Genomic DNA, 19,295 nt, shown 5'->3' on the forward strand with positions numbered 1-19,295 from the left:
ATGACCCAGGTCGTCCCGCGCCGGGCCGCGACCCGAACGCGTCCGCAGTCGGCCACCTTCGGCGGCATCGACGACCCGTCCGGCGCCCCCGCGCCGGACGGCCCGGACTTCGCCGCCATCCACGACAGCCCCGAGTTCACCGCGCTGCGCAGGCGGTTCCGCCGGTTCGTCTTCCCGATGACCGGGCTGTTCCTGCTCTGGTACCTGGCCTACGTGCTGCTCGCCGCCTACGCCGCGGACCTGATGAGCACCCGGCTGGTCGGCTCGGTCAACCTGGGGCTGGTGCTCGGCCTGCTCCAGTTCGCCTCCACCATCACCATCACCGCGCTGTACGTGCGGTGGGCGCGCAAGCGCGTGGACCCCGGGGTCGCCGAGATCCGCGAGTCGGCGGGGGCGGGCCGATGACCGCGCCGACCGCGCTCGACGTGCTGGCCGACCCGGCCCGCGGCCAGGCGGGCGACCCGGTGCTCAACTCGGTCGTCTTCGGCGTCTTCGTGCTGATCACGCTCTACGTCGTCTACCGGGTCAGCTCCCGCAACAGCAGCACCGCCGACTACTACGCGGCGGGCGGCGGGTTCACCGGCGTGCAGAACGGCATCGCGCTCTCCGGCGACTTCCTGTCCGCGGCGTCGTTCCTGGGCATCGCGGGCGCCATCGCGATCCACGGCTACGACGGGTTCCTCTACTCCATCGGCTTCCTGGTGGCCTGGCTGGTCAACCTGCTGCTGATCGCCGAGCTGGTGCGCAACACCGGCCGGTTCACCATGGGCGACGTGCTGGCCTTCCGGATGCGGCAGCGCCCGGTGCGCGCCGCCGCGGCCACCTCGACGCTGGTGATCTCGCTGTTCTACATGCTGGCCCAGATGGCGGGCGCGGGCGCGGTGGTGGCGCTGCTGCTCGACGTGCACACCAAGGGCGGTCAGGCGGTGGTGATCGCCGTGGTGGGCCTGGTGATGATCTTCTACGTGCTGGTCGGCGGCATGAAGGGCACCACCTGGGTGCAGATGATCAAGGCCGTGGTGCTGCTGCTGTGCGTGGTGCTGATGACGGTGTTCCTGCTGGGCAAGTTCGGCTTCAGCTTCAGCGCGCTGCTGGACCAGGCCGCGGCCAACAACACCAAGGGCGAGAAGATCCTCGACCCGGGCGTGCAGTACGGGCGCACGCCGATCACGACGCTGGACTTCATCTCGCTGTCGCTGGCGCTGATCCTGGGTGCCGCGGGCCTGCCGCACGTGCTGATGCGCTTCTACACGGTCCCGGACGCCCGGCAGGCCCGCCGGTCGGTGGTGTGGGCGGTGGGCACCATGAGCGTGTTCTACGTCGCCACGCTGGTCATCGGCTACGGCGCGTCGGCGCTGGTCGGTTCGGAGCGGATCCTGGACTCCACGGGCAAGGAGAACTCGGCCGCGCCGCTGCTGGCCTTCGAGATCGGCGGCACGGTGCTGATGGGTGTGGTGGCCGCGGTGGCGTTCGCCACGATCCTGGCCGTGGTGGCGGGTCTGACGATCACCGCGTCGGCGTCGTTCGCGCACGACGTGTACGCCAACATCCTGCGCAAGGGCAAGGCGGACACCGCGCGCGAGGTGCGGGTGGCGCGGCTGACCGCGGTGGTGGTCGGGTTGTTGGCCATCGCGGGCGGGATCATGGCCAACGGCCAGAACGTGGCGTTCCTGGTGGCGCTGGCGTTCGCGTTCGCCGCGTCGGCGAACCTGTCGACGCTGCTGTACTCGCTGTTCTGGCGGCGGTTCAACACCAGCGGCACGCTGTGGGGCATGTACGGCGGTCTGGGTTCCTGCCTGCTGCTGGTGTTCTTCTCGCCGGTGGTGTCGGGCGCGCCGACGTCGATCGTGTCCGGTGTGGACTTCCACCTGTTCCCGCTGTCGAACCCGGGGATCATCTCGATCCCGGTGTCGTTCGTGTGCGGCTACCTGGGCACGGTGCTGAGCCGGGAGCAGGCCGACCCGGCGATGGCCAAGGAGATGGCGGTCCGGTCGTTGACCGGTATCGGCCGGTAGGTCACCGCAGTTCGAGCACGCGGCGCCGCAGCAGCGGCAGCACGCAGAGCACGAGGAGCGCGGGGACGGCGGTGCAGCCCAGCACGATCGCCGTCTTCGCGCTCTCGGGCTGGGTGGCGACGCCGCCGGACACGTAGCCGCCCAGGGACAGCGCCAGCCCGAACAGGCCGGGTCCCAGCGCCAGCCCGAGGGTCTCCCCCGCGGTCCAGACGCCCGAGAACAGCCCGGCGCGGGTCTCCCCGGTGCGGCGCTGCTCGGCGGAGATCACGTCGGGCAGCATCGCCATCGGGAACACCTGAAGGCCCGCGTAGCCGACGCCGGTCAGCGCGACCGACGCCATGAACACCGGGAACGGCGGCAGCACGACCCCCACGGCCAGCGCCGCGGCGAACACCACCGTGGCCACCTGGTGGCCGCGCCGCTTGCCCCAGCGCAGGCCGATCCGCTGCCACACGGGCATCACCAGCAGCGCGGGCCCGACGAAGGCGACGAACACCAGCGGCTGCGCGCCCGGGTCGTCGAGGGCGACCCGGGCCAGGTAGTCCACACCGGCCAGCAGCGTGCCGATGCCCATGGCCTGCACGACGAAAACCGCGAGCAGCACCCGGAACGGCTTGGACCGGCGCAGCAGCGCGACGACGTCGGCGAACCGCGCCCCCGCGGGTGTGACGCGCACAACAGGGGCCTTGCGGGTGCCGAAGTAGACGCCGAGCACGCCGACCACGATGAGGCCCGCCACAGCGACGCCCATCACCCGGTAGCCGCCGAGGGAGTCGCGGACCAGCGGCGCGCCCGCGCCGGAGACCAGGATGGCCACCGCGAGCAGCGCGATGCGCCAGGCCAGCAGCCGGGTGCGCTCGTCGTAGTCGTCGGTCAGCTCGGCGGCCATGGCCACGTACGGGACGTGGAAGAACGCCGCGGCGGTGGCGCAGCCCAGGAAGAGCACCGCGACCCAGGCGCCGTCGCCGACGGGGTTGCCGAAGACCGGTGGTAGGAACATCAACGCGAAGAGCACCGCGAGTGCCAGGCCACCGCGCAGCATGAGCGGCCTGCGCGGACCGAGCCGATGCGTTGCCCGGTCACTGATCCGACCGGCGACGGGGTTGAAAGCGACATCCCAGGCCTTCGGGAGCAGCACGAGCACGCCCGCGACGGCGGCCGGGACGGCCAGGTGGTCGGTGAGGAACGGCAGCAGGAGCAGGCCGGGGACGGTGCCGAACGCGCCCGTGGCAAGCGATCCGAACGCGTAGCCCACGCGAATCCCAGCAGCCACAGCGGCCCCATTCCCCCACTCGGAGTGCGCGCGGAGTGCCCGCTCCGCGCCGGATGGTACGGCTAATGTGATCGAGTCGGTGACGCCCAGGCCACACAGCCGGTCACAGTTCGGTATTACAGTGCACGCCGTGCTCGACTCTGTGGCGTCGCCGGGCCAGTCCACCCGGCTGCGCGCGTTCCTCGATGAACGCGCGCCCGCGACGCCGTGCCTCGTGGTGGACCTCGACGTGGTTCGGACCAATTACCACGCCATGCGCGCGGCGCTGCCCGAGGCCACGATCTTCTACGCGGTCAAGGCGAATCCGGCACCCGAGGTGGTGGCCGCGCTGGCCGCCGAGGGTTCCTCGTTCGACGTGGCCAGCACCGGCGAGATCGACCTGTGCCTGGCGCAGGGCGCGGACCCGGAGTCGCTGTCCTACGGCAACCCGATCAAGAAGGCCGCGGACATCGCCTACGCCTACCGCCGGGGGGTGCGCCGCTACACGTTCGATTCCGACGGTGATCTGGCGAACCTGGCCGAGCACGCGCCGGGGTCGCGGGTGTGGTGCCGGTTCCTGGTGGACGCGCCGCAGTCGGGCACGCCGTTCGGGAAGAAGTTCGGTTGCGCACCGGAGATGGCGCTGCGGCTGCTGGCGCGGGCGGCGGACCTCGGGCTCGTGGTCGACGGCGCGTGCTTCCACGTGGGCTCGCAGCACACCGACGCGGCCGCCTGGACCTCCGGTATCGCCGAGGCGGGCCGGATCGCCCGTGGGCTCGCGGAGGCGGGCGTGGCGACCCGCTCGCTGAACCTGGGCGGCGGCTTCCCCGCCTCGTACCGGGACGCGGCGCCGCCGCTGGCGGTGCACGCCGAGGCGATCCGGACCGCGGTCGCCGAGCACTTCGACACCGCGCCCGAGCTGGTCGTGGAGCCCGGTCGGGCGATCGTGGCGACCGCCGGGGTGATCCGCGCCGAGGTGGTGCTGGTCTCGCGCAAGTCCGACCACGACGAGCACCGGTGGGTCTACCTCGACATCGGCCGCTACTCGGGGCTGGCCGAGACGGAGAACGAGTACATCGCCTACCGGCTGCGCACCGCGCACCCCCCGACACCGGACGGCCCGGTGATCATCGCGGGGCCCACGTGCGACGGCGATGATGTGATCTACCAGAACACCCCGTATCGTCTTCCGACGGCGCTGCGGGCAGGCGACCACGTCGACATCCTCGACGCGGGCGCGTACACCGCGAGCTACTCCTCGGTGTCGTTCAACGGTTTTCCACCACTCCCGACGTTGTTCGTCGGCTGATTCCCTCGCAGGAGGTTAGACAGATGTCGTATGACCGTGCGCCAGAACTGGGCGTGGGATACTTCGCGGGCCGACACGTGCTCGCCGAGTTCGACGGGATCGATCCGTTGCTGCTCGACGACCTGGGCTTCCTGCGTGACGCGCTGGAGTCCTCCCTGCGGGACGCGGGGGCCACCATCTGCGACGTGGTGAGCAAGCAGTTCGAGCCGCAGGGCGTCACGGTGCTGGCGCTGCTGTCGGAGTCGCACGCCTCCATCCACACCTACCCCGAGATCGGATCGATGTTCCTCGACATCTTCACCTGCGGCGAGACCGCGGACCCGGAGTTGGCCGCGCACCTGCTGCGCGACCGCCTCGGCGCGCTCGACGCCAGGATCAACACCGTCCACAGGGGACACCCGATCCCGTCGGAGACCGCCCGGTGATCGTCGAACCGCTTGGCCCGGGCCTCACCCGGACGTGGGACATGCCCGAGGTCGTCGTGGACACCCGGACGACGTTCCAGCACCTCGTCATCGGGCGCACCGAGCAGGGCCTGAGCCTGTTCTGCGACGACGACCGGCAGAGCACCGAGTTCAGCCAGCTCACCTACCACGAGGCGCTGCTGGTGCCCGCGCTGCTGCTCGCCGAGCGGCTGGAGCGGGTGCTGGTCGTCGGCTCCAGCGAGGGCGTGGTGTCGCAGATCTCGGTGGCGGCGGGCGCGTCGGTGGTCGACCACGTCGACATCGACCAGGAGGCCGTCGAGCTGTGCGCTGAGCACCTGCCCTACGGCTACACGCCGGAGGAGTTGGCGCGCGCGGTCGCGCACGACGGCCCGGTGCGGGTGCACTACGCCGACGGTTGGCAGTTCCTGGCCGACACCACCGAGCGCTACGACGTGGTGCTGGTGGACCTGCCGGACGAGCGGCCCGAGTTCGCCCAGCACAACCGGCTGTACGAGGAGGAGTTCCTCACCCGCTGCCGGTCGGTGCTGTCCCCCGGCGGTGTCGTGGTGTGCCAGGCGGGCTGCCAGACGATGTGGCGCAACGAGACGCTGCTGCGGTCGTGGCGGCGCTTCAACGAGGTGTTCGGCTCGACCGTGTACTACGGCTCGGACGAGCACGAGTGGGCGTTCCTGTTCGGACTCGCGGAGGCGACGCCGGACACGACCGAGCGGATGATCGCGCGGCTGGCGACGCTCCCGTACCGGCCGGAGACGATCGACGCCGACGCGCTGCGCGGCAACTCGATCCCCCCGTACCGGGTACGGAAGTCGCTCTAGTCGCGGTGTGACGGGCGGGCCGGGAGCTTCAGAGCTTCCGGCCCGCTTTCACGTCCCGGGTCACCCGGCGCTCCACGAAGAAGGAGACGAAGGGGATCATGCCGGACACCAGGACCAGCAGCGTCCCCTTGACCGACCAGCGCGCCTTGAGCGCCAGGTCGAACGCGGTGAGCAGGTAGACGACGTAGAGGAACCCGTGCGCGGGGCCGACGATCGCCACCGGGGTGGAGTTGTCCGCGGCGTACTTGAGCACCATCGCGACGACCAGCGCCAACAACCCGACGCCGACCACGTAGGCCATCACCCGGTAGCGGGCCAGCGCCCCCCGCACCCCCTGCGCGGCGACGGCCTGGGCCGGGTTCTCCTCGTCGGTCATGCTCATCGGGGCTCCTGGTTCAGACTGGCCAGATACCGGTTGTAGGCGGCCAGCTCGTCATCGTCTTCGGCGTCGACCACGACCGGGGGTCGCGGCGGTGGCGGGGGTTCCGGCGCGGGGGCCGGGGCGGCCTGCTCGCGGGCCTTGAGCTTGCGGAACCGCCAGAACATGTAGGCGGGCGCGACCCCGAACAGCGGCCACTGGAGCACGTAGCCCAGGTTCTGGAAGGTGCCGTTGGCCGACTCGAACCGCTGCCACTGCCACCAGGCCAACCCGCAGCACAGGGCCAGCGACAGCGCGGACACCCCGACAACCAGGAGTGCGCGCCCGAGCCCCGACCGTTCAGCCACCGGCCGATGCTAACCCGGGCCCCCTGAGAGACCGCCGTCACCCACGGATCAGCAGCCCCGCCAGGTCGTCCTGGCCCTGGGCCGCCCCGCGCCGCATCAGTTCGAAGTACGGGGCGAGCAGCTCCGAGCTCACCCCCAGCTCCCGGCTGGCCCCCTCGAAGGTGGGGATGTTCGCGGCCTGCATCTCGATGGTCGCCGCCGGGTCGTCGTTGCGGGCGACCGCGGTCATGGCCGTGATCCAGCGCACCAGCCTGCCGCCGAACTCGTCGAGGTCGACGCCGCCTTGGGCGCGGACCATCGCGAGCGCGTGGGCCACACCGGCGAACATGCCGTACATGCCGCTGAGCAGGGCGATGTCGTAGAGGGAGGCGTGGCCGGGGTCGTCGCCGAGGTAGTCGGCCGCGGCGAGGACTCGCAGCGGGTCCGCGTGCCGGTCGAACACGTCCCGGTCCCCGCTGTAGAGGATGACGGCGCCGGGGGTGCCGATCATCGGCGGGGTGGCCATGACGCCGCCGTCGAGGAACCGGGCGCCGGGGTGGCGTTCGGCGTGCGCGCGGGCCTGGCCCGGGGTGCTGGTGGTGAGGTTGAGGACGCCCTTGCTGGCGAGGTCGAGGTCGGCGAGGACGCGGGTGACGGTGGCGTCGTCGAGCAGGCAGACGACGACGAGGTCCGCCGCCTCGACGGCGGCGGCCGCGGTGGGCGCGGCGGTGGCGCCCTCCGCCGCGAGGGCTTCGGCCTTGGCGGGTGTGCGGTTCCAGACGGTGGGCGCGTATCCGGCCTTCAGCCAGGTGCGGACGATCGCGGTGCCCATGTTGCCCAGTCCGAGGAAGGTGATCGACATGGGGAACAGCGTGGTTCCATGGGCCTTCCCGCCTCAAGTACGCACTTCGAAGTGGGCACTATCCTGGCGGTAAGCGATCTCCTGGGGGAAGACATGACCACGGCACAGCGGCGACCAGCCGCCCACGAGTGCGGGCTGGACGCGGCCATGGGGGTGATCGAGGGGAAGTGGAAGGTCTCGATCCTGTGGGCGCTGGGCGAGGGCGCGTGCCGGTTCGGGCGGCTGCGGCGGATGCTGCCCGGGATCACGGAGAAGGTGCTCGCCTCGCACCTGCGGGAGCTCGAGCGCGACGGCATGGTGACGCGGGAGGAGTTCGCCGAGACCGTGCCCAAGGTCGAGTATTCGCTGACGGGCCCGGGGATCGCGCTGAACCGGGCGCTGGAACCGCTGGGGGACTGGGGAAAGCGGCACCTGCTCGGCGGCTGACCCCGCGCGGTCCACACCGGACGCTACCCCCGGGCCGCTTTCCTGGCGTAGGTGTCGGCCAGGGTGAAGACCTGTTGGCCGTAGGGGTTGGAGTTGTTGTAGGAGAACACTCCCTGCCACCAGCCCTGGGGCGTGGTCAGGTTCCGGCCGTCGGCGCACAGGTAGCGGGCGGCGGCCAGCGCGGCGTCGTCGATCTGTTGGGGATTCGTTGCCCCGTCGGCGTTCCCGTCGGACGACCACTTCGCCCACGTCGACGGGATGAACTGCATCGGGCCCACGGCGCGGTCCACGGCGGCGTCCCCGTCGTAGCGGCCGCCGTCGGTGTCCGCGATCGCGCGCACGCCCGGCGCGCCGTCCAGCGGCACGCCGACGATGGGGATGGACGGCACCCCGTCCTCCCCCAGCACCGCGCCGCCGTACCGGCCGTGGTCCGACTCGACCCGGCCGATGGCCGCGAGCGTCGCCCAGGACAGACCGCACTTCGGCTGGGCGGCGCGCACGGTGAGCTCCGCGCCGCCGTAGGCCACCAACGCGCGCGCCGGGATACCGGTGCGCGCGGAGATCTTGTCGGCCCACGGCCGCAACGATCCGACCGCCTGACCCGACGTCCCGGGTCCGGCTTCCGCCTCCGGGACCGCGACCGGCGCCTGCGCGCTCGGCTCGACCAGGGGTGGTCGCTCGACCGGCAGATCGGCCCCGGCGGGCACCGAGGCCACCCGGACGAGCCAGACCGCGATGGCGACGACCAGCAGGATCAGGGCCACGACCAGCAGCCGGAACCACAGTCCGGTCCTGCTCGGGGGTGCGGGGGTGACCACCGTGCTCCAGTCTCGCGTCGCCGATCCGGTCGGGCGCGAGGACGCCCGTCCGTCACAGCATCGACGACGAGAACACGGGGGTGGTGCTCGGGGTGGGGATCCGAGCGGGTCAGGCGGCGCCGTCGCGGCGTTGCCGCTGGAGGCGGGCCACGCACCAAGCGGGGGCGCTGCCCCGGCGCAGGTGCTCCAGCACGGTGAGGGGACCGAGCCTGCGCGCCAGGTCGGAGGGGGCCAGACCGGCCGCGCGGTAGTCGAGGGCGCGCTGGTCCAGCGGGCTCATGCCCGCGTCCCACCACTCCTCGGCCTCCGCGACACCGCCGACCATCTGCCACCAACCCGCCGCCGCGGCGAGCAGGTCGTGCGGCACGTCGGGCAGGCGCTGGCGCATGGCCGCGATGTAGCGCGGGTCGGCGGCCTCCACCGTCGCCCAGCGGGAGGCCCCGGCACGGGCCCGCTGGCCGGGAATACCCGGCGTGGCGACTACGGGAGCGTCGGCGAGCCATTGCGAAGCGATGCGCTGCGCCTCGTCCGCGTCGGCGTCCTGCGCGCGCTCGGCGGTCCACTGGCGGACCAGGGCGTCGACCCCGGGATCGTCGAGCATTCTGCCTCCTGGAGGTCTCATGATCACTCGATGGCTGAAACCGTAGGGGCAGGGACCGACAGATCGCCAGAGGCAAAACGGACCAGTTCGCCGAATGGACCCCCAAAGCCCCCAGATCCACCCGGACGGTCCAATATGGATCTTACCCGGGCCAAGATCATCACCGATGGTGACGGTGTACGGGGGCAGGACTGTAGGGGGACACGGGTCCGTGTCCCCCACAGGGCCGCTGGTCAGGCGAAGATGTTCTTCAGGAAGGTGATGATGGCCTCGGCGCCCTCGCGCAGCCAGCTCAGCAGGTCCTGGACCGCCTGGGCGGCCTGGTTGGGCTGGCTGATCACGTAGAACAGCACCAGCGCGACCGCGACGAGCGTCACGACCTTCTTGGCGTTCATCGGTCCACTCCCGTCCCCGCGCCGCCGGCCCTCCCCGTGCGCTCCCCCATCCGATCGCGTCCGGCGGCGGTTTCCCGCGATCGACGGCACCGAGAGTGAGCGACCGGCCACGACGGCCCCGCTCGACCACCCCATGGCGCCGATTGGATCACTCTACGGGCCGAGAGCGCCGATTACCGGGCAGACACACCAACCCGACCCATCCGAACCCCGGTCCGGGCCCGCCCGTCTCACGATCGGTGACACCTTTGTGCCGTCGGCGCGGTCCGGACACCGCGGCGGCGGGCGGACCGGTACAACTTGGTGCGCGCCGGGCGGGGCATCCCCCGCGGCGCGAGCCGCACCCGCCCAGCAGGCGCGGTGCTCGACGAGGCCGCGACGGCGGCTTGTTTCACCCTCGGCTGTGGGGCGCCACAAGCACCCGCACAGCCGTCCTCCTCGTCCTCTGTGGATTCCCGCTCAGGCGATGGTCCCGGCCGCGCGCAGGCGCTCGACCTCCGCCGCGGCCACCCCGAGTTCGGCCAGCACCGCGGCGGTGTCGGCGCGCGGCGGGCGGGGCGGTGCCGGGGTGTCGACCGCGCTGCGGCCGAACCGGGGCGCGGGCGCGGGCTGCGGTTTGCCTTCCAGGTCGATGAACGTGCCGCGGGCGGCGTTGTGCGGGTGGCCGATCGCCTCCTCGGGCGTGAGCACCGGGGACAGGCAGGCGTCCGTGCCCTCCGCCAGGGCCGCCCACTCGTCCCGGGTGCGCGCGCGGACCGCGTCCGCGATGCGTTCGCGCAGGTCCGGCCAGGTCGACGGGTCCAGGTGGTTGGGCACGTCGGCGAAGCCGAGGAGCTTCGCCAGTTCGGTGAAGAACCGGGTCTCGATGGCGCCGATGGCGACGTGCCTGCCGTCGGCGGTCTCGTAGGTGTCGTAGAACGGCGCGCCGCCGTCGAGCAGGTTGGCGCCGCGCGGGTTGGGCCAGGCGCCGACGTTGCGCAGGCCGTGCAGGCTCGCGGTCAGCAGCGCGGCGCCCTCGACCATCGACGCGTCGACGACCTGCCCCCGGCCGGAGGTCTGCCGCTCCACCAGCGCGGCCAGCACGCCCACGGCCAGCAGCATCCCGCCGCCGCCGAAGTCGCCCAGCAGGTTGAGCGGCGGCGTCGGCCGGTGCCCGGCCCGGCCGATCGGGTCGAGCGCGCCCGCGATCGCGATGTAGTTGATGTCGTGCCCGGCGGTGTGCGCGAGCGGGCCGTCCTGTCCCCAGCCGGTGACCCGGCCGTAGACCAGGCGGGGGTTGCGGGCCAGCAGCGCCTCCGGGCCCAGGCCCATCCGCTCGGCGACGCCCGGCCGGAAGCCCTCGACCAGCACGTCGGCCGTGTCGACCAGGCTCAGGACCAGGTCGAGGCCGTCGGGGGACTTGACGTCGACGCCGATCCAGCGGCGGCCCCGGGTGAGCGGGTCGTCGGGGAAGCCGAGCACGTCGGCCCCGGGTCGGGCGCGGTCGACCCGGACCACGTCGGCGCCGAGGTCGGCGAGCACGGTGGCGGCGAAGGGGGCGGGGGCCAGGCCCGCCAGCTCGACCACGCGCAGCCCGGTCAGCGGTCCCATGTCGGTGTCCTTGTCCTGGGGCGGGTCAGAGCGAGCGGGAGATGATTTCCTTCATGATCTCGTTGGTGCCGCCGTAGATGCGCTGCACGCGCTGGTCCGTGTAGATGCGCGCGATGGGGTACTCGGTCATGTAGCCGTAGCCGCCGTGCAGTTGCAGGCACTCGTCGATGGCCTTCATGGCGCGGTCGCTGGTCCACCACTTGAGCATCGCCACGGTGGGGATGTCGAGTTCGCCGCGCAGGTGCTTGGCGACGCAGTCGTCGAGGAACAGCCGCGCGATGTGCGTCTCGGTGGCGACCTCGGCGAGGGTGAACTTGGTGTTCTGGAAGTGGTACACCGGGCGGCCGAACGCCTGGCGCTCCTTGGTGTAGCGCAGGGTCTCGGCCAGCGCGAGTTCCATGGCGACCACCGAGGAGACGCCGATGATCAGGCGTTCCTGCGGGAGCTGGTTCATCAGCTGGATGAACCCCTGGCCCTCGGCGGTGCCGAGCAGGTTGGTCGCCGGGACGCGCACGTCGTCGAAGAACAGCTCGGCGGTGTCCTGGGACTTCTGGCCGATCTTGTCCAGGACGCGGCCGTGGCGGAAGCCGGGGCGGTCGGCCTCGACGATGACCAGGGAGGTGCCCTCGGCGCCCTTGGTCGGGTCGGTCTTGGCGACCACGACGACGAAGTCGCACTGGCCGCCGTTGGTGATGAAGGTCTTGGTGCCGGTGACGACGTACTCGTCGCCGTCGCGGACCGCGCGGGTCTTGATGGCCTGCAGGTCCGAGCCCGCGCCCGGCTCGGTCATGGCGATCGCGCCGACCCACTCGCCGGAGGCGAGCTTCGGCAGCCAGGCGTGCTTCTGCTCCTCGGTGCCGTAGGCGAGGACGTAGTGGGCGACGATGCCGTTGTGCAGCGACACGCCCCAGCCGCTGTCGCCCGCGCGGGCCTGCTCCTCCAGCAGCACGACCTCGTGGGCGAAGGTGCCGCCACCGCCGCCGTACTCCTCGGGGATGGACAGGCAGAGCAGCCCGACCTCGCCCGCCTTGCGCCACAGCTCGCGGTCGACCTGCTTGTTCTCGATCCACCGCTCGATGTTCGGGGTCAGCTCCTTGGCGCAGAAGGTGCGCGCCAGGTCGCGGAACGCGTCGAGGTCCTCGTCCATCCACACCGGTCGCTGGGCCATGCCCGCCTCCTCGATCGCAGGCCGCAGAAACATTCCGGCCTGAATGTAAGTTCGATCGCGAATGTACATGCTCGTCGGACTGACCGTAAAGTGCGAGCCGGATCAGGTGTTGGAGGAGGTTCCGGTGTCCCTGCGCACCCACCGCACGCAGCAGGAACGCAGCGAGCTGACGCGCGAGGCACTCCTGGAGGCCACTATCGCCTGCCTGGTCGAACTCGGCTACGCGCGCACGACCGTGCAGGAGATCTGTGCGCGGGCGGGCGTCTCGCGCGGCGCGCAGCAGCACCACTTCACCACCAAGGCCGAGCTGATGACCGCCGCCCTGGAGCACCTGTTCTCCCGGATGACCAGCCAGCTGCGCGCCGCGGCCGCCGCGCTGCCGCCCGGGCGGGCACGGGTCACCGCGGGCATCGACATGCTGTGGGAGTCGTACTCGGGGACGCTGTCGACCGCGGCGATGGAGCTGTGGGTCGCCGCGCGCACCGACCCCGAGCTGCGGGAGGCGCTGACCCCGGTCGACCGGGCGCTGGGCCACGCGACCCTGGAGCTCTACCGCGACGCGTCCGGCCTGTCCGTGCCGGACGCCGAGCTGGAGACGTACATGCTGCTCAGCGTGCACCTGGTCCGCGGGCTGGCGCTGGACGCGATGATCGGCGGCGGGGCCGAGCGGCGGTCGAAGCTGCTCGACGAGTGGAAGTCCGCGATCCTCGACCGCTACGCCGCGGCGACCGACTCGGCGCGCTGAGCCGCGACCGAAGACCCGGGGACAGGGGTTTCGGCCGCGGCCCACTCGGGCAGACCGGTGGTGCAGGGTGATCATCGAGTGACACGCAGGGATCTCGGTGGGCGCCGGTCGTGCCCGCGAGTGCAGGGGTGGCGGGCACGACCGGCGCCGGGCATGTGGGAGATGCCTGACGTCCTCTTCACTTGCGTTCCTCTTCACTGCCCTCTTGCAACAGCCGACCCGGCCCTCGCTCGGGTCGGCTGTTACACCCCTAGAAGAGGGGCCCGGGACGCTAACGGGACGTTCGCTTACGCAAACATTCCGCCTCTCGCGTGCCCGGTCGGCCTGACCTGCGAAGATCTCCCGCGTGACCGGATCATTCCCCCCCGTGCGGCCCGGGTACCCGCCCCAGCCGCCCGTGGCACCACCCACCGCGCCCCCTCGCCCCCGGCTCTGGCCCGTCGCCTTCGGCGCCGCGTTCCTGCTGCTGGCGGGCGTCGCCCTGACCGTGGTCGGCTCGCTGACCACGGTGTTCAAGATGAACGTCAACTTCGAGAAGCCGTTCATCTTCGAGCAGGACCTGTGGTCGGTGACCAGCACCGGGCCCGACGAGTCGACCGGGGCCGCGCTCAGGATGGTCGGCGAGTCGGGCTGGCTGCCGTCGGCGCTCGGCGGCGCGCTGGTGCTGGTCGGGGGGCTGCTCGCGATCGTGGCGGGCGCGCGACCGGCCCGGGGACTGGTGACGGCCACGCGCGTGGTCGGGGCGCTCGGCGCGGGCGCGCTGGCCGCCGCGGTGGTGGCGGTGTGGGTCGAGGCCATCGACTACATCGACCTCACCGAGACCAACGCCAACGTCAAGGGGCTCTACGCGCAGGCCGCGGTCGAGCCGGGGCTCGTCCTGATGCTGATCGGCGCCGGGATCGCGGTGGTCGGCGCGCTGGTGGCGTGCGCGCCCGCGCCCACCGCCCCGGCCGCGGGCCGGGTCGAGCCCGCGACGCCGCCGATGGGCATCCCGCGCGCGGTCTTCCCGCCGCAGGCCCCCCAGCAGCAGACCGGCTTCCACACCGGACCGCAGTTCCAGCCCGTCCCGGGCGCGCCTGCCGCGTACCCGGCGCAGGGCTTCGTCCCGCAGCAACCGGCCACCCCGGCGCCCGTCGCGCCGGTTGTGAGCGCGCCCGAGGCGCAGGCGCCCGCGGCGCCGGTCGCCGCCGAGCAGTCCGCGACGCCCCCGGTGGCCGCGACCACGGCCGGGGACGAGGTGACGACGCAGGTGAAGGCACCGCAGCCGACCTCGCCGTACCCGATCTCGGGCGCGCTGTCGGCGGGGCTGGAGCCGCCCGCCGAGGCGCCGAAGTCCGACGGCGCGAGCTTCCCGCCCCCGGAGCGGGCCGCCGAGACGCCTACCTCGGCCCAGCCGAGCACCGAGGCCCCGGAACCCACTCCGGAACCCGCCGCGGCGCCCGCGCCGGAGCCCACCGAGCAGCCGACTCCGGAGACCTCGGCCGCCCCGGCTCCGGAGTCGACCGTGGAGTCGACCAAGGCGGACACCGCGCCGCCCGCGCCCGAGACCACCCCGGACACACCCAAGAACTGAACGAGCGCGCACCGGATTCGGCGGCCCTCCCCTCGGGGACGGGCCGCCGAGTCGTTTCGGTCGGCGTCCACGGGTCGCCGGGCGAACCCGTAAATCTGTCGCGTTCGGACAGTCGAGCGAGGCCGGTCCGCGGCCGGACCCGTTCACCCGGTGCAGTGTCCTTTCGGCACGCTTGTACACCTTGGGCAGCACCGACTAGGCCGAACAGGTGACCGGGGTGGTGTCGGCCGGGCGACAGGTCTGGGTTTGGCCCGTGCGCTGCGGGATGATCCAGTGGTGTCCGGTGGCTCGGCGGGCGCGCGGCGGGTGTCCGCGGCGTACCTGGCGCTCTCGCTCGCACTCCTCGGGGTAGCCGGGTGGTGCCTGCTGGCCCGCGCGCTCGCGCCCGGCGACGGCGCCGTGGTCAACCTCGGCGCCCGCGTCGGCGGCGAGGAGGCGCGCGGGATCGTTGTCGTGGCGGTGGACCAGCCCGGTCCGCTGCGGGTCGGCGACCAGGTGGTGGCGATCGGCGGCGTGCCGATGGCGGACCGGTTGGCGTCGGGCCCGCCGGGTGGCGCGGCGGTGGCGGCGGGCGACCACCTCGCGTACCGGGTGCTGCGCGACGGCGCCCTGGTCGACGTCGACGTGACCGCGCGCGCCTACCCGCTGTTCGACAAGCTCGCCGAGGGCTGGCCGACGCTGCTGGTCGTGGCGCTGCTGGTGGTCGCCGCCGCGGCGGTGTTCCAGTTCCGGCCCGGCGAACCGGCCGCCCGCGCCGGGGTGGTGACGGCCGGGTTGAGCGCGGTCACCGCGATCGGGCCGAGCCTGTTCCCGCTGCAGGTGCTGGACCTGGTGGCGGGCGGCATGTTCTGGCGCTGGCTGGCGGGCGAGGTGGCGTTCGCGCTGCTGTGGGCGTCGGTGCTGCACTTCGCGCTGGCGTTCCCGGCGCGCTGGCCGGTGCGCCGCTACCGGACGTGGGTCGCGCTGGCGTACCTGGGCGCGCCCGTGCTGTACGGGGTGACGTCGGTGGGCGCCCTGGTGGTGTTCGACTCACCGCTGGCCGTGCTGGAGGTCGTGGGCGCGCCGGCGGTGCCGCCCGCGCTGCTGTACCCGGTGGCGGTGCTGGCCGTGGCCGTGGCCCGGTACTCGACGGAACCCGAGTCGCGGCGGCAGGTGCTGCCGCCCGCCGTGGCGCTGGGCGTGGCGTCGGTGGCGCACCTGGCGCTGTGGGCGGTGCCGACGAACATCACCGGCGCCCCGCTGCTGCCCGAGCGGTACCACCCGTTCGCCTTCATCGCGGTGCCGTTCGCGCTGCTGCTGGTGGTGTTGCGGCACCGGCTGATCGACGTCGAGGTGGCGCTGAGCCGGTCGCTGGTCTACGGCGGGCTCAGCGCGGCGGTGATGATCACCTACATCGCCGTGGTGGCCGGGTTGGCGCTGCTGTTCCCGCCGATCGACCAGGTGTGGCAGCAGGCGATCGCGGCCGCCGGGGTGGCCGCCGTCGTGCACCCGCTGCGCGGCTGGCTGCAGGGGCGGGTCAACGAGAGGTTCTTCGGGCACGCCGACGACCCCTACCACCTGGTGTCCACTTTGGCCGGAAGGTTGGCCGATGCCCGTACGCCCGGTTCGATGCTACCGGATGTGGTCGAGACCGTGGCGGCGGCGCTGCGGCTGCGGTACGTGGCGATCGAGGTGGAAACCGGTGGCCTGCCGGAGATCGCGGCGAGCACGGGCCGCCCGGGCGGGCACACCACCGCGCTGCCGCTGGTGTTCCGCGGCGAGCGGATCGGGCGACTGGTGGTGGTGAGCCGGTCGGCGCCGCGCCGCCGCGACCGGGTGGCGCTGGCGGAGGTGGCCCGGCACGCGGGGGCCGCCGTCTACACCACGCGGCTGACGCTGGACCTGCGCCGCTCCCGCGACCGGCTGGTGCGGGCCCGCGAGGAGGAGCGCAGGCGGCTGCTGCACGAGCTGCACGACGGCGTCGGCCCGACCCTGGCCGCGATCGCGCTGGGCCTGGACGCGAGCCTGCGCGGGGTCGACCAGGGCAGTCCCACCGGGGTGCTGCTCGGTCGGCTGCGCGACGAGCTGCAGGGCGCGATCACCGAGATCCGGCGGCTGGCGCACGGGCTGCGCCCGCCGGTGCTCGACCAGCTGGGGCTGGTGCCCGCGGTCCGCGAGTACGCGGGGGCGCTGGCCAGCCGCACGGCGCGCGGGGCGGAGCCGGGGGTGACGATCACGCTGGAGGCGCCGTCCGCGCTGCCGGGGCTGCCCGCGTCGGTCGACGTCGCCGCGTACCGGATCATCTGCGAGGCGCTGACCAACGTCACCCGGCACGCGCACGCGCGGTGGTGCGCGGTCAAGCTGTGGGTGGACGACGACCTGCACATCGAGGTCGTCGACGACGGTGTGGGCCTGCCGTGCCCGGCGTCGGGCGGGGTGGGCCTGGCGTCGATGCGCGAGCGGGCGGTGGAACTGGGCGGCGACTGCCTGGTGGCGGACCGGGACCGGGGCGGTACCCGGGTGCTGGCCACGCTGCCGCTGCCGAAGGCGACCGGTTGAGAAGTCCACTGTGGACTTGATGGAGGATGTGGATGATCCCCCGGGTGCTGGTGGTCGACGACCACCCGCTGTTCCGCTTCGGGCTGTGCACGGTGCTGTCCGGCGACCCGACCGTGGCCCTGGTCGGCGAGGCGTCGACCGGCGCCGAGGCGGTGGCCGCGGTCCGCGAGTGCGAGCCGGACGTGGTGGTGATGGACGTGCACCTGCCGGACATGACCGGGATCGAGGCCACCCGGGTGCTCCTCGGCGAGCACCCGCGCACGGGCGTGCTGGTGCTGACCATGTTCAACGACAGCGAGTCCGTCGTCGCCGCGATGCGCGCGGGCGCGCGCGGGTACCTGCTGAAGGGCTCGGGCCAGGACGAGATCGTCCGCGCGGTGCACGCGGTGGCGCGCGGTGAGGCCATCTTCGGGTCGGGCATCGCCAACCACGTGCTGGGGTTCTTCACCGAGCAGGCCCCCGCGGTGTTCCCCGAGCTGACCTCCCGGGAGCGGGAGGTCCTGGAGCTGATCGCGGACGGCGTCAGCAACACGGTGATCGCCCGAGCCCTGACCCTGAGCCCCAAGACCGTGCGCAACCACGTGTCGAGCATCTTCGCGAAACTGCGGGTCGAGGACCGCGCCCAGGCGATCGTGCGGGCCCGCAAGGCCGGTCTGGGCCACCCGACCTGAGCCCCCGTTGCGCAATCGTGCCCTTCGAGACGATTTCGGAACCGGGACATCCACGGGTCCCCGAATTCACCCATCAGAGCGACCACCACCCGTTCGCCGCAGCCCCGAAGCCCAGTCAGATCCCAATCGCGGCAAGGAAAACGCGGACGGGGCGTAACGCCCCCACCGACGGGTGGCCACCCCGTCGACGAGCCAAAACACCACCCGGGCACTTCCGGGACACCGGTCCCATGCGGCCGGGACGCCCGATCGGGCACCGTGACGGCCGACGCCCGAGGGACGTCCGGGCAGGCGGAGCGGTCCGGGCGCAGGAGGAGAAGCGGGGATGCAGATGCTGGAACAGAGTCGAACGCCGGTACTGGTCAGAGCCACCGACCCGATCCTGCGCAACGGGGTGCACATGGCGCTGCGCACCCGCCAGGAGGTCTGGCTGGTGGACGAGGACGACGCGACCCCGGAGGCCGTGGCCCTGGTGGTGACCGACCGCTTCGACGACCGGGCGGGTCAACTCCTGAAGACCCTCCAGTGCCGGGGCTTCGCCAAGGTCGTCCTGGTGGCGGGCGACCTGGACGACACGGAAATCCTCACCGCCGTGGAAGGCGGCGTGTGCGCCGTGGCCCGCCGAGCCGACACCACCCCCGAAGTCCTGGTCCGCCTGGTGAAAGCGGCCTCCGCAGGCGAAGGCGCCCTCCCACCCGACCTGCTCGGCCGCCTCCTGAACCGGGTCTCCCGCCTGCAACGCCACGTCCTGGAGCCCCGAGGCCTGCACTTGGCGGGCATCACCAACCGCGAGACCGAAGTCCTCCGACTGGTCGCATCAGGCCTGTCCACCAAGGAGATAGCCGACAAACTCTGCTACTCCCAGCGAACGGTGAAGTCCATCCTGCACGACGTCACCAACCGCTTCCAACTCCGCAACCGCTCCCACGCCGTCGCCTACGCCCTCCGCGAGGGCCTCATCTAGCCACCCCACCCCCCGAGGCCGGTGCGAGCCCCACTCGCACCGGCCTCGACGCATCCCACCCCACATCTCGCTCCCTCAGCCCCTCCCCACCACCTCAGCCCCCCATCCGCGCCCCCAACCCCACCCACAGCCTCACATTCCCTGCCCCCAGAACAACTCCTCCCCAGAACGCCGCCGAACCTCTCGCTCGCGGCCCTCCGCACAGCCAAGACCTTCGCAGCTCCCCAGCCCCAGCCCCCGACCTCACCCACACATCGACACCGGCCACGCTCTACAACCACAACCAGTTCCACATCCAACGGCCACACCTGGGTCCCGCGCCCGCAACCCACAGACTCCGTCGCCCCTCGCCCCTCGCCCCTCGCCCCTCGCCCCTCGCCCCTCGCCCCTCGCCCCTCGCCC

20 protein-coding genes are annotated in these 19,295 nt (G+C 72.5%); 11 read left to right on the plus strand and 9 right to left on the minus strand.

The genetic code is table 11. The features are described from left to right. Together CLV40_RS35675 and CLV40_RS35680 are read left to right on the plus strand one after the other, a co-directional pair. Nucleotides 1–405 (plus strand): DUF485 domain-containing protein, encoded by a 405-nt coding sequence (locus CLV40_RS35675; RefSeq protein ID WP_104483452.1) that lies wholly within the window; start codon nucleotides 1–3, stop codon nucleotides 403–405. Further along, the gene (locus CLV40_RS35680) at nucleotides 402–2,015 is read left to right on the plus strand and encodes a solute symporter family protein (RefSeq protein ID WP_104483453.1); all 1,614 of its coding nucleotides are present in this window, start codon (nucleotides 402–404) and stop codon (nucleotides 2,013–2,015) included. The genes CLV40_RS35675 and CLV40_RS35680 overlap by 4 nt, the downstream gene beginning before the upstream one ends. Before the next feature lies 1 nt (nucleotide 2,016). On the opposite strand, the gene CLV40_RS35685 is transcribed toward CLV40_RS35680, so the two are convergent. After that, nucleotides 2,017–3,270, minus strand: a complete 1,254-nt coding sequence (locus CLV40_RS35685; RefSeq protein ID WP_245931796.1) for an MFS transporter — start codon at nucleotides 3,268–3,270, stop codon at nucleotides 2,017–2,019. A 139-nt stretch (nucleotides 3,271–3,409) separates the two neighbouring features. Between CLV40_RS35685 and CLV40_RS35690 the strand changes: the two genes are divergently transcribed. The 3 genes from CLV40_RS35690 to CLV40_RS35700 are packed head-to-tail and all read left to right on the plus strand — an operon-like array spanning nucleotide 3,410 to nucleotide 5,837. Then, nucleotides 3,410–4,576: a type III PLP-dependent enzyme gene (locus tag CLV40_RS35690; protein ID WP_104483454.1), complete on the plus strand. Its 1,167-nt coding sequence runs from the start codon at nucleotides 3,410–3,412 to the stop codon at nucleotides 4,574–4,576. Nucleotides 4,577–4,599: 23 nt separating this feature from the next. Next, entirely contained in the window at nucleotides 4,600–5,001 is a 402-nt protein-coding gene (gene speD, locus CLV40_RS35695; protein ID WP_104483455.1) for an adenosylmethionine decarboxylase, read from the plus strand. Next, nucleotides 4,998–5,837, plus strand: a complete 840-nt coding sequence (locus tag CLV40_RS35700) for a spermidine synthase (RefSeq protein ID WP_104483456.1) — start codon at nucleotides 4,998–5,000, stop codon at nucleotides 5,835–5,837. Before speD ends, CLV40_RS35700 begins: the two co-directional genes overlap by 4 nt. A gap of 28 nt (nucleotides 5,838–5,865) precedes the next feature. Here CLV40_RS35700 and CLV40_RS35705 read toward each other — a convergent pair whose 3' ends face one another. Genes CLV40_RS35705 through CLV40_RS35715 form a run of 3 tightly spaced genes read right to left on the minus strand, consistent with a single transcriptional unit; the run spans nucleotide 5,866 to nucleotide 7,404 of the window. Further along, complete coding sequence (locus CLV40_RS35705; protein WP_104483457.1) at nucleotides 5,866–6,219, minus strand: DUF3817 domain-containing protein; 354 nt, start codon at nucleotides 6,217–6,219, stop codon at nucleotides 5,866–5,868. After that, nucleotides 6,216–6,563: a hypothetical protein gene (locus CLV40_RS35710; protein WP_245931797.1), complete on the minus strand. Its 348-nt coding sequence runs from the start codon at nucleotides 6,561–6,563 to the stop codon at nucleotides 6,216–6,218. Before CLV40_RS35710 ends, CLV40_RS35705 begins: the two co-directional genes overlap by 4 nt. A 37-nt stretch (nucleotides 6,564–6,600) precedes the next feature. Further along, the gene (locus tag CLV40_RS35715) at nucleotides 6,601–7,404 is read right to left on the minus strand and encodes an NAD(P)-dependent oxidoreductase (protein ID WP_104483458.1); all 804 of its coding nucleotides are present in this window, start codon (nucleotides 7,402–7,404) and stop codon (nucleotides 6,601–6,603) included. A gap of 93 nt (nucleotides 7,405–7,497) precedes the next feature. Here CLV40_RS35715 and CLV40_RS35720 point away from each other — a divergent pair, with 93 nt between their 5' ends. Then, nucleotides 7,498–7,830: a winged helix-turn-helix transcriptional regulator gene (locus CLV40_RS35720; protein ID WP_104483459.1), complete on the plus strand. Its 333-nt coding sequence runs from the start codon at nucleotides 7,498–7,500 to the stop codon at nucleotides 7,828–7,830. Nucleotides 7,831–7,853: 23 nt separating this feature from the next. Here CLV40_RS35720 and CLV40_RS35725 read toward each other — a convergent pair whose 3' ends face one another. From CLV40_RS35725 to CLV40_RS35740, 5 genes are all read right to left on the minus strand, one after another. Further along, nucleotides 7,854–8,648: a lytic transglycosylase domain-containing protein gene (locus CLV40_RS35725; protein WP_245931798.1), complete on the minus strand. Its 795-nt coding sequence runs from the start codon at nucleotides 8,646–8,648 to the stop codon at nucleotides 7,854–7,856. 109 nt (nucleotides 8,649–8,757) lie between these two features. Continuing rightward, nucleotides 8,758–9,249 carry a transcriptional regulator gene (locus tag CLV40_RS35730; RefSeq protein WP_104483460.1) on the minus strand — a complete coding sequence of 164 codons (492 nt, stop codon included), beginning with the start codon at nucleotides 9,247–9,249 and terminating at the stop codon, nucleotides 8,758–8,760. 233 nt (nucleotides 9,250–9,482) lie between these two features. Further along, nucleotides 9,483–9,644, minus strand: a complete 162-nt coding sequence (locus tag CLV40_RS38645) for a hypothetical protein (protein WP_181043955.1) — start codon at nucleotides 9,642–9,644, stop codon at nucleotides 9,483–9,485. Nucleotides 9,645–10,103: 459 nt separating this feature from the next. Further along, on the minus strand, nucleotides 10,104–11,234 hold the full coding sequence (locus CLV40_RS35735) for a CaiB/BaiF CoA transferase family protein (protein ID WP_104483461.1): 1,131 nt from the start codon (nucleotides 11,232–11,234) through the stop codon (nucleotides 10,104–10,106). Between the two features lie 25 nt (nucleotides 11,235–11,259). Further along, nucleotides 11,260–12,381, minus strand: coding sequence for an acyl-CoA dehydrogenase family protein (locus CLV40_RS35740; RefSeq protein WP_219824209.1), 1,122 nt, complete (start codon nucleotides 12,379–12,381; stop codon nucleotides 11,260–11,262). A gap of 145 nt (nucleotides 12,382–12,526) precedes the next feature. On the opposite strand from CLV40_RS35740, the gene CLV40_RS35745 reads away from it, so the two are divergent. The 5 genes from CLV40_RS35745 (at nucleotide 12,527) to CLV40_RS35765 (ending at nucleotide 18,893) form a co-directional block, all read left to right on the plus strand. Next, the gene (locus tag CLV40_RS35745; protein ID WP_104483470.1) at nucleotides 12,527–13,147 is read left to right on the plus strand and encodes a TetR/AcrR family transcriptional regulator; all 621 of its coding nucleotides are present in this window, start codon (nucleotides 12,527–12,529) and stop codon (nucleotides 13,145–13,147) included. A 346-nt stretch (nucleotides 13,148–13,493) separates the two neighbouring features. After that, nucleotides 13,494–14,720 carry a hypothetical protein gene (locus CLV40_RS35750; RefSeq protein WP_146108400.1) on the plus strand — a complete coding sequence of 409 codons (1,227 nt, stop codon included), beginning with the start codon at nucleotides 13,494–13,496 and terminating at the stop codon, nucleotides 14,718–14,720. Between the two features lie 276 nt (nucleotides 14,721–14,996). Then, the gene (locus tag CLV40_RS40140; RefSeq protein WP_146108401.1) at nucleotides 14,997–17,258 is read left to right on the plus strand and encodes a histidine kinase; all 2,262 of its coding nucleotides are present in this window, start codon (nucleotides 14,997–14,999) and stop codon (nucleotides 17,256–17,258) included. A 32-nt stretch (nucleotides 17,259–17,290) separates the two neighbouring features. Beyond that, on the plus strand, nucleotides 17,291–17,929 hold the full coding sequence (locus CLV40_RS35760; protein ID WP_104483471.1) for a response regulator transcription factor: 639 nt from the start codon (nucleotides 17,291–17,293) through the stop codon (nucleotides 17,927–17,929). A 331-nt stretch (nucleotides 17,930–18,260) separates the two neighbouring features. Further along, nucleotides 18,261–18,893, plus strand: coding sequence for a response regulator transcription factor (locus CLV40_RS35765; RefSeq protein ID WP_104483472.1), 633 nt, complete (start codon nucleotides 18,261–18,263; stop codon nucleotides 18,891–18,893). The last annotated feature ends 402 nt before the right edge of the window (nucleotides 18,894–19,295 follow it).

The organism is Actinokineospora auranticolor (assembly GCF_002934265.1).
Classification (GTDB): Bacteria; Actinomycetota; Actinomycetes; order Mycobacteriales; family Pseudonocardiaceae; genus Actinokineospora; species Actinokineospora auranticolor.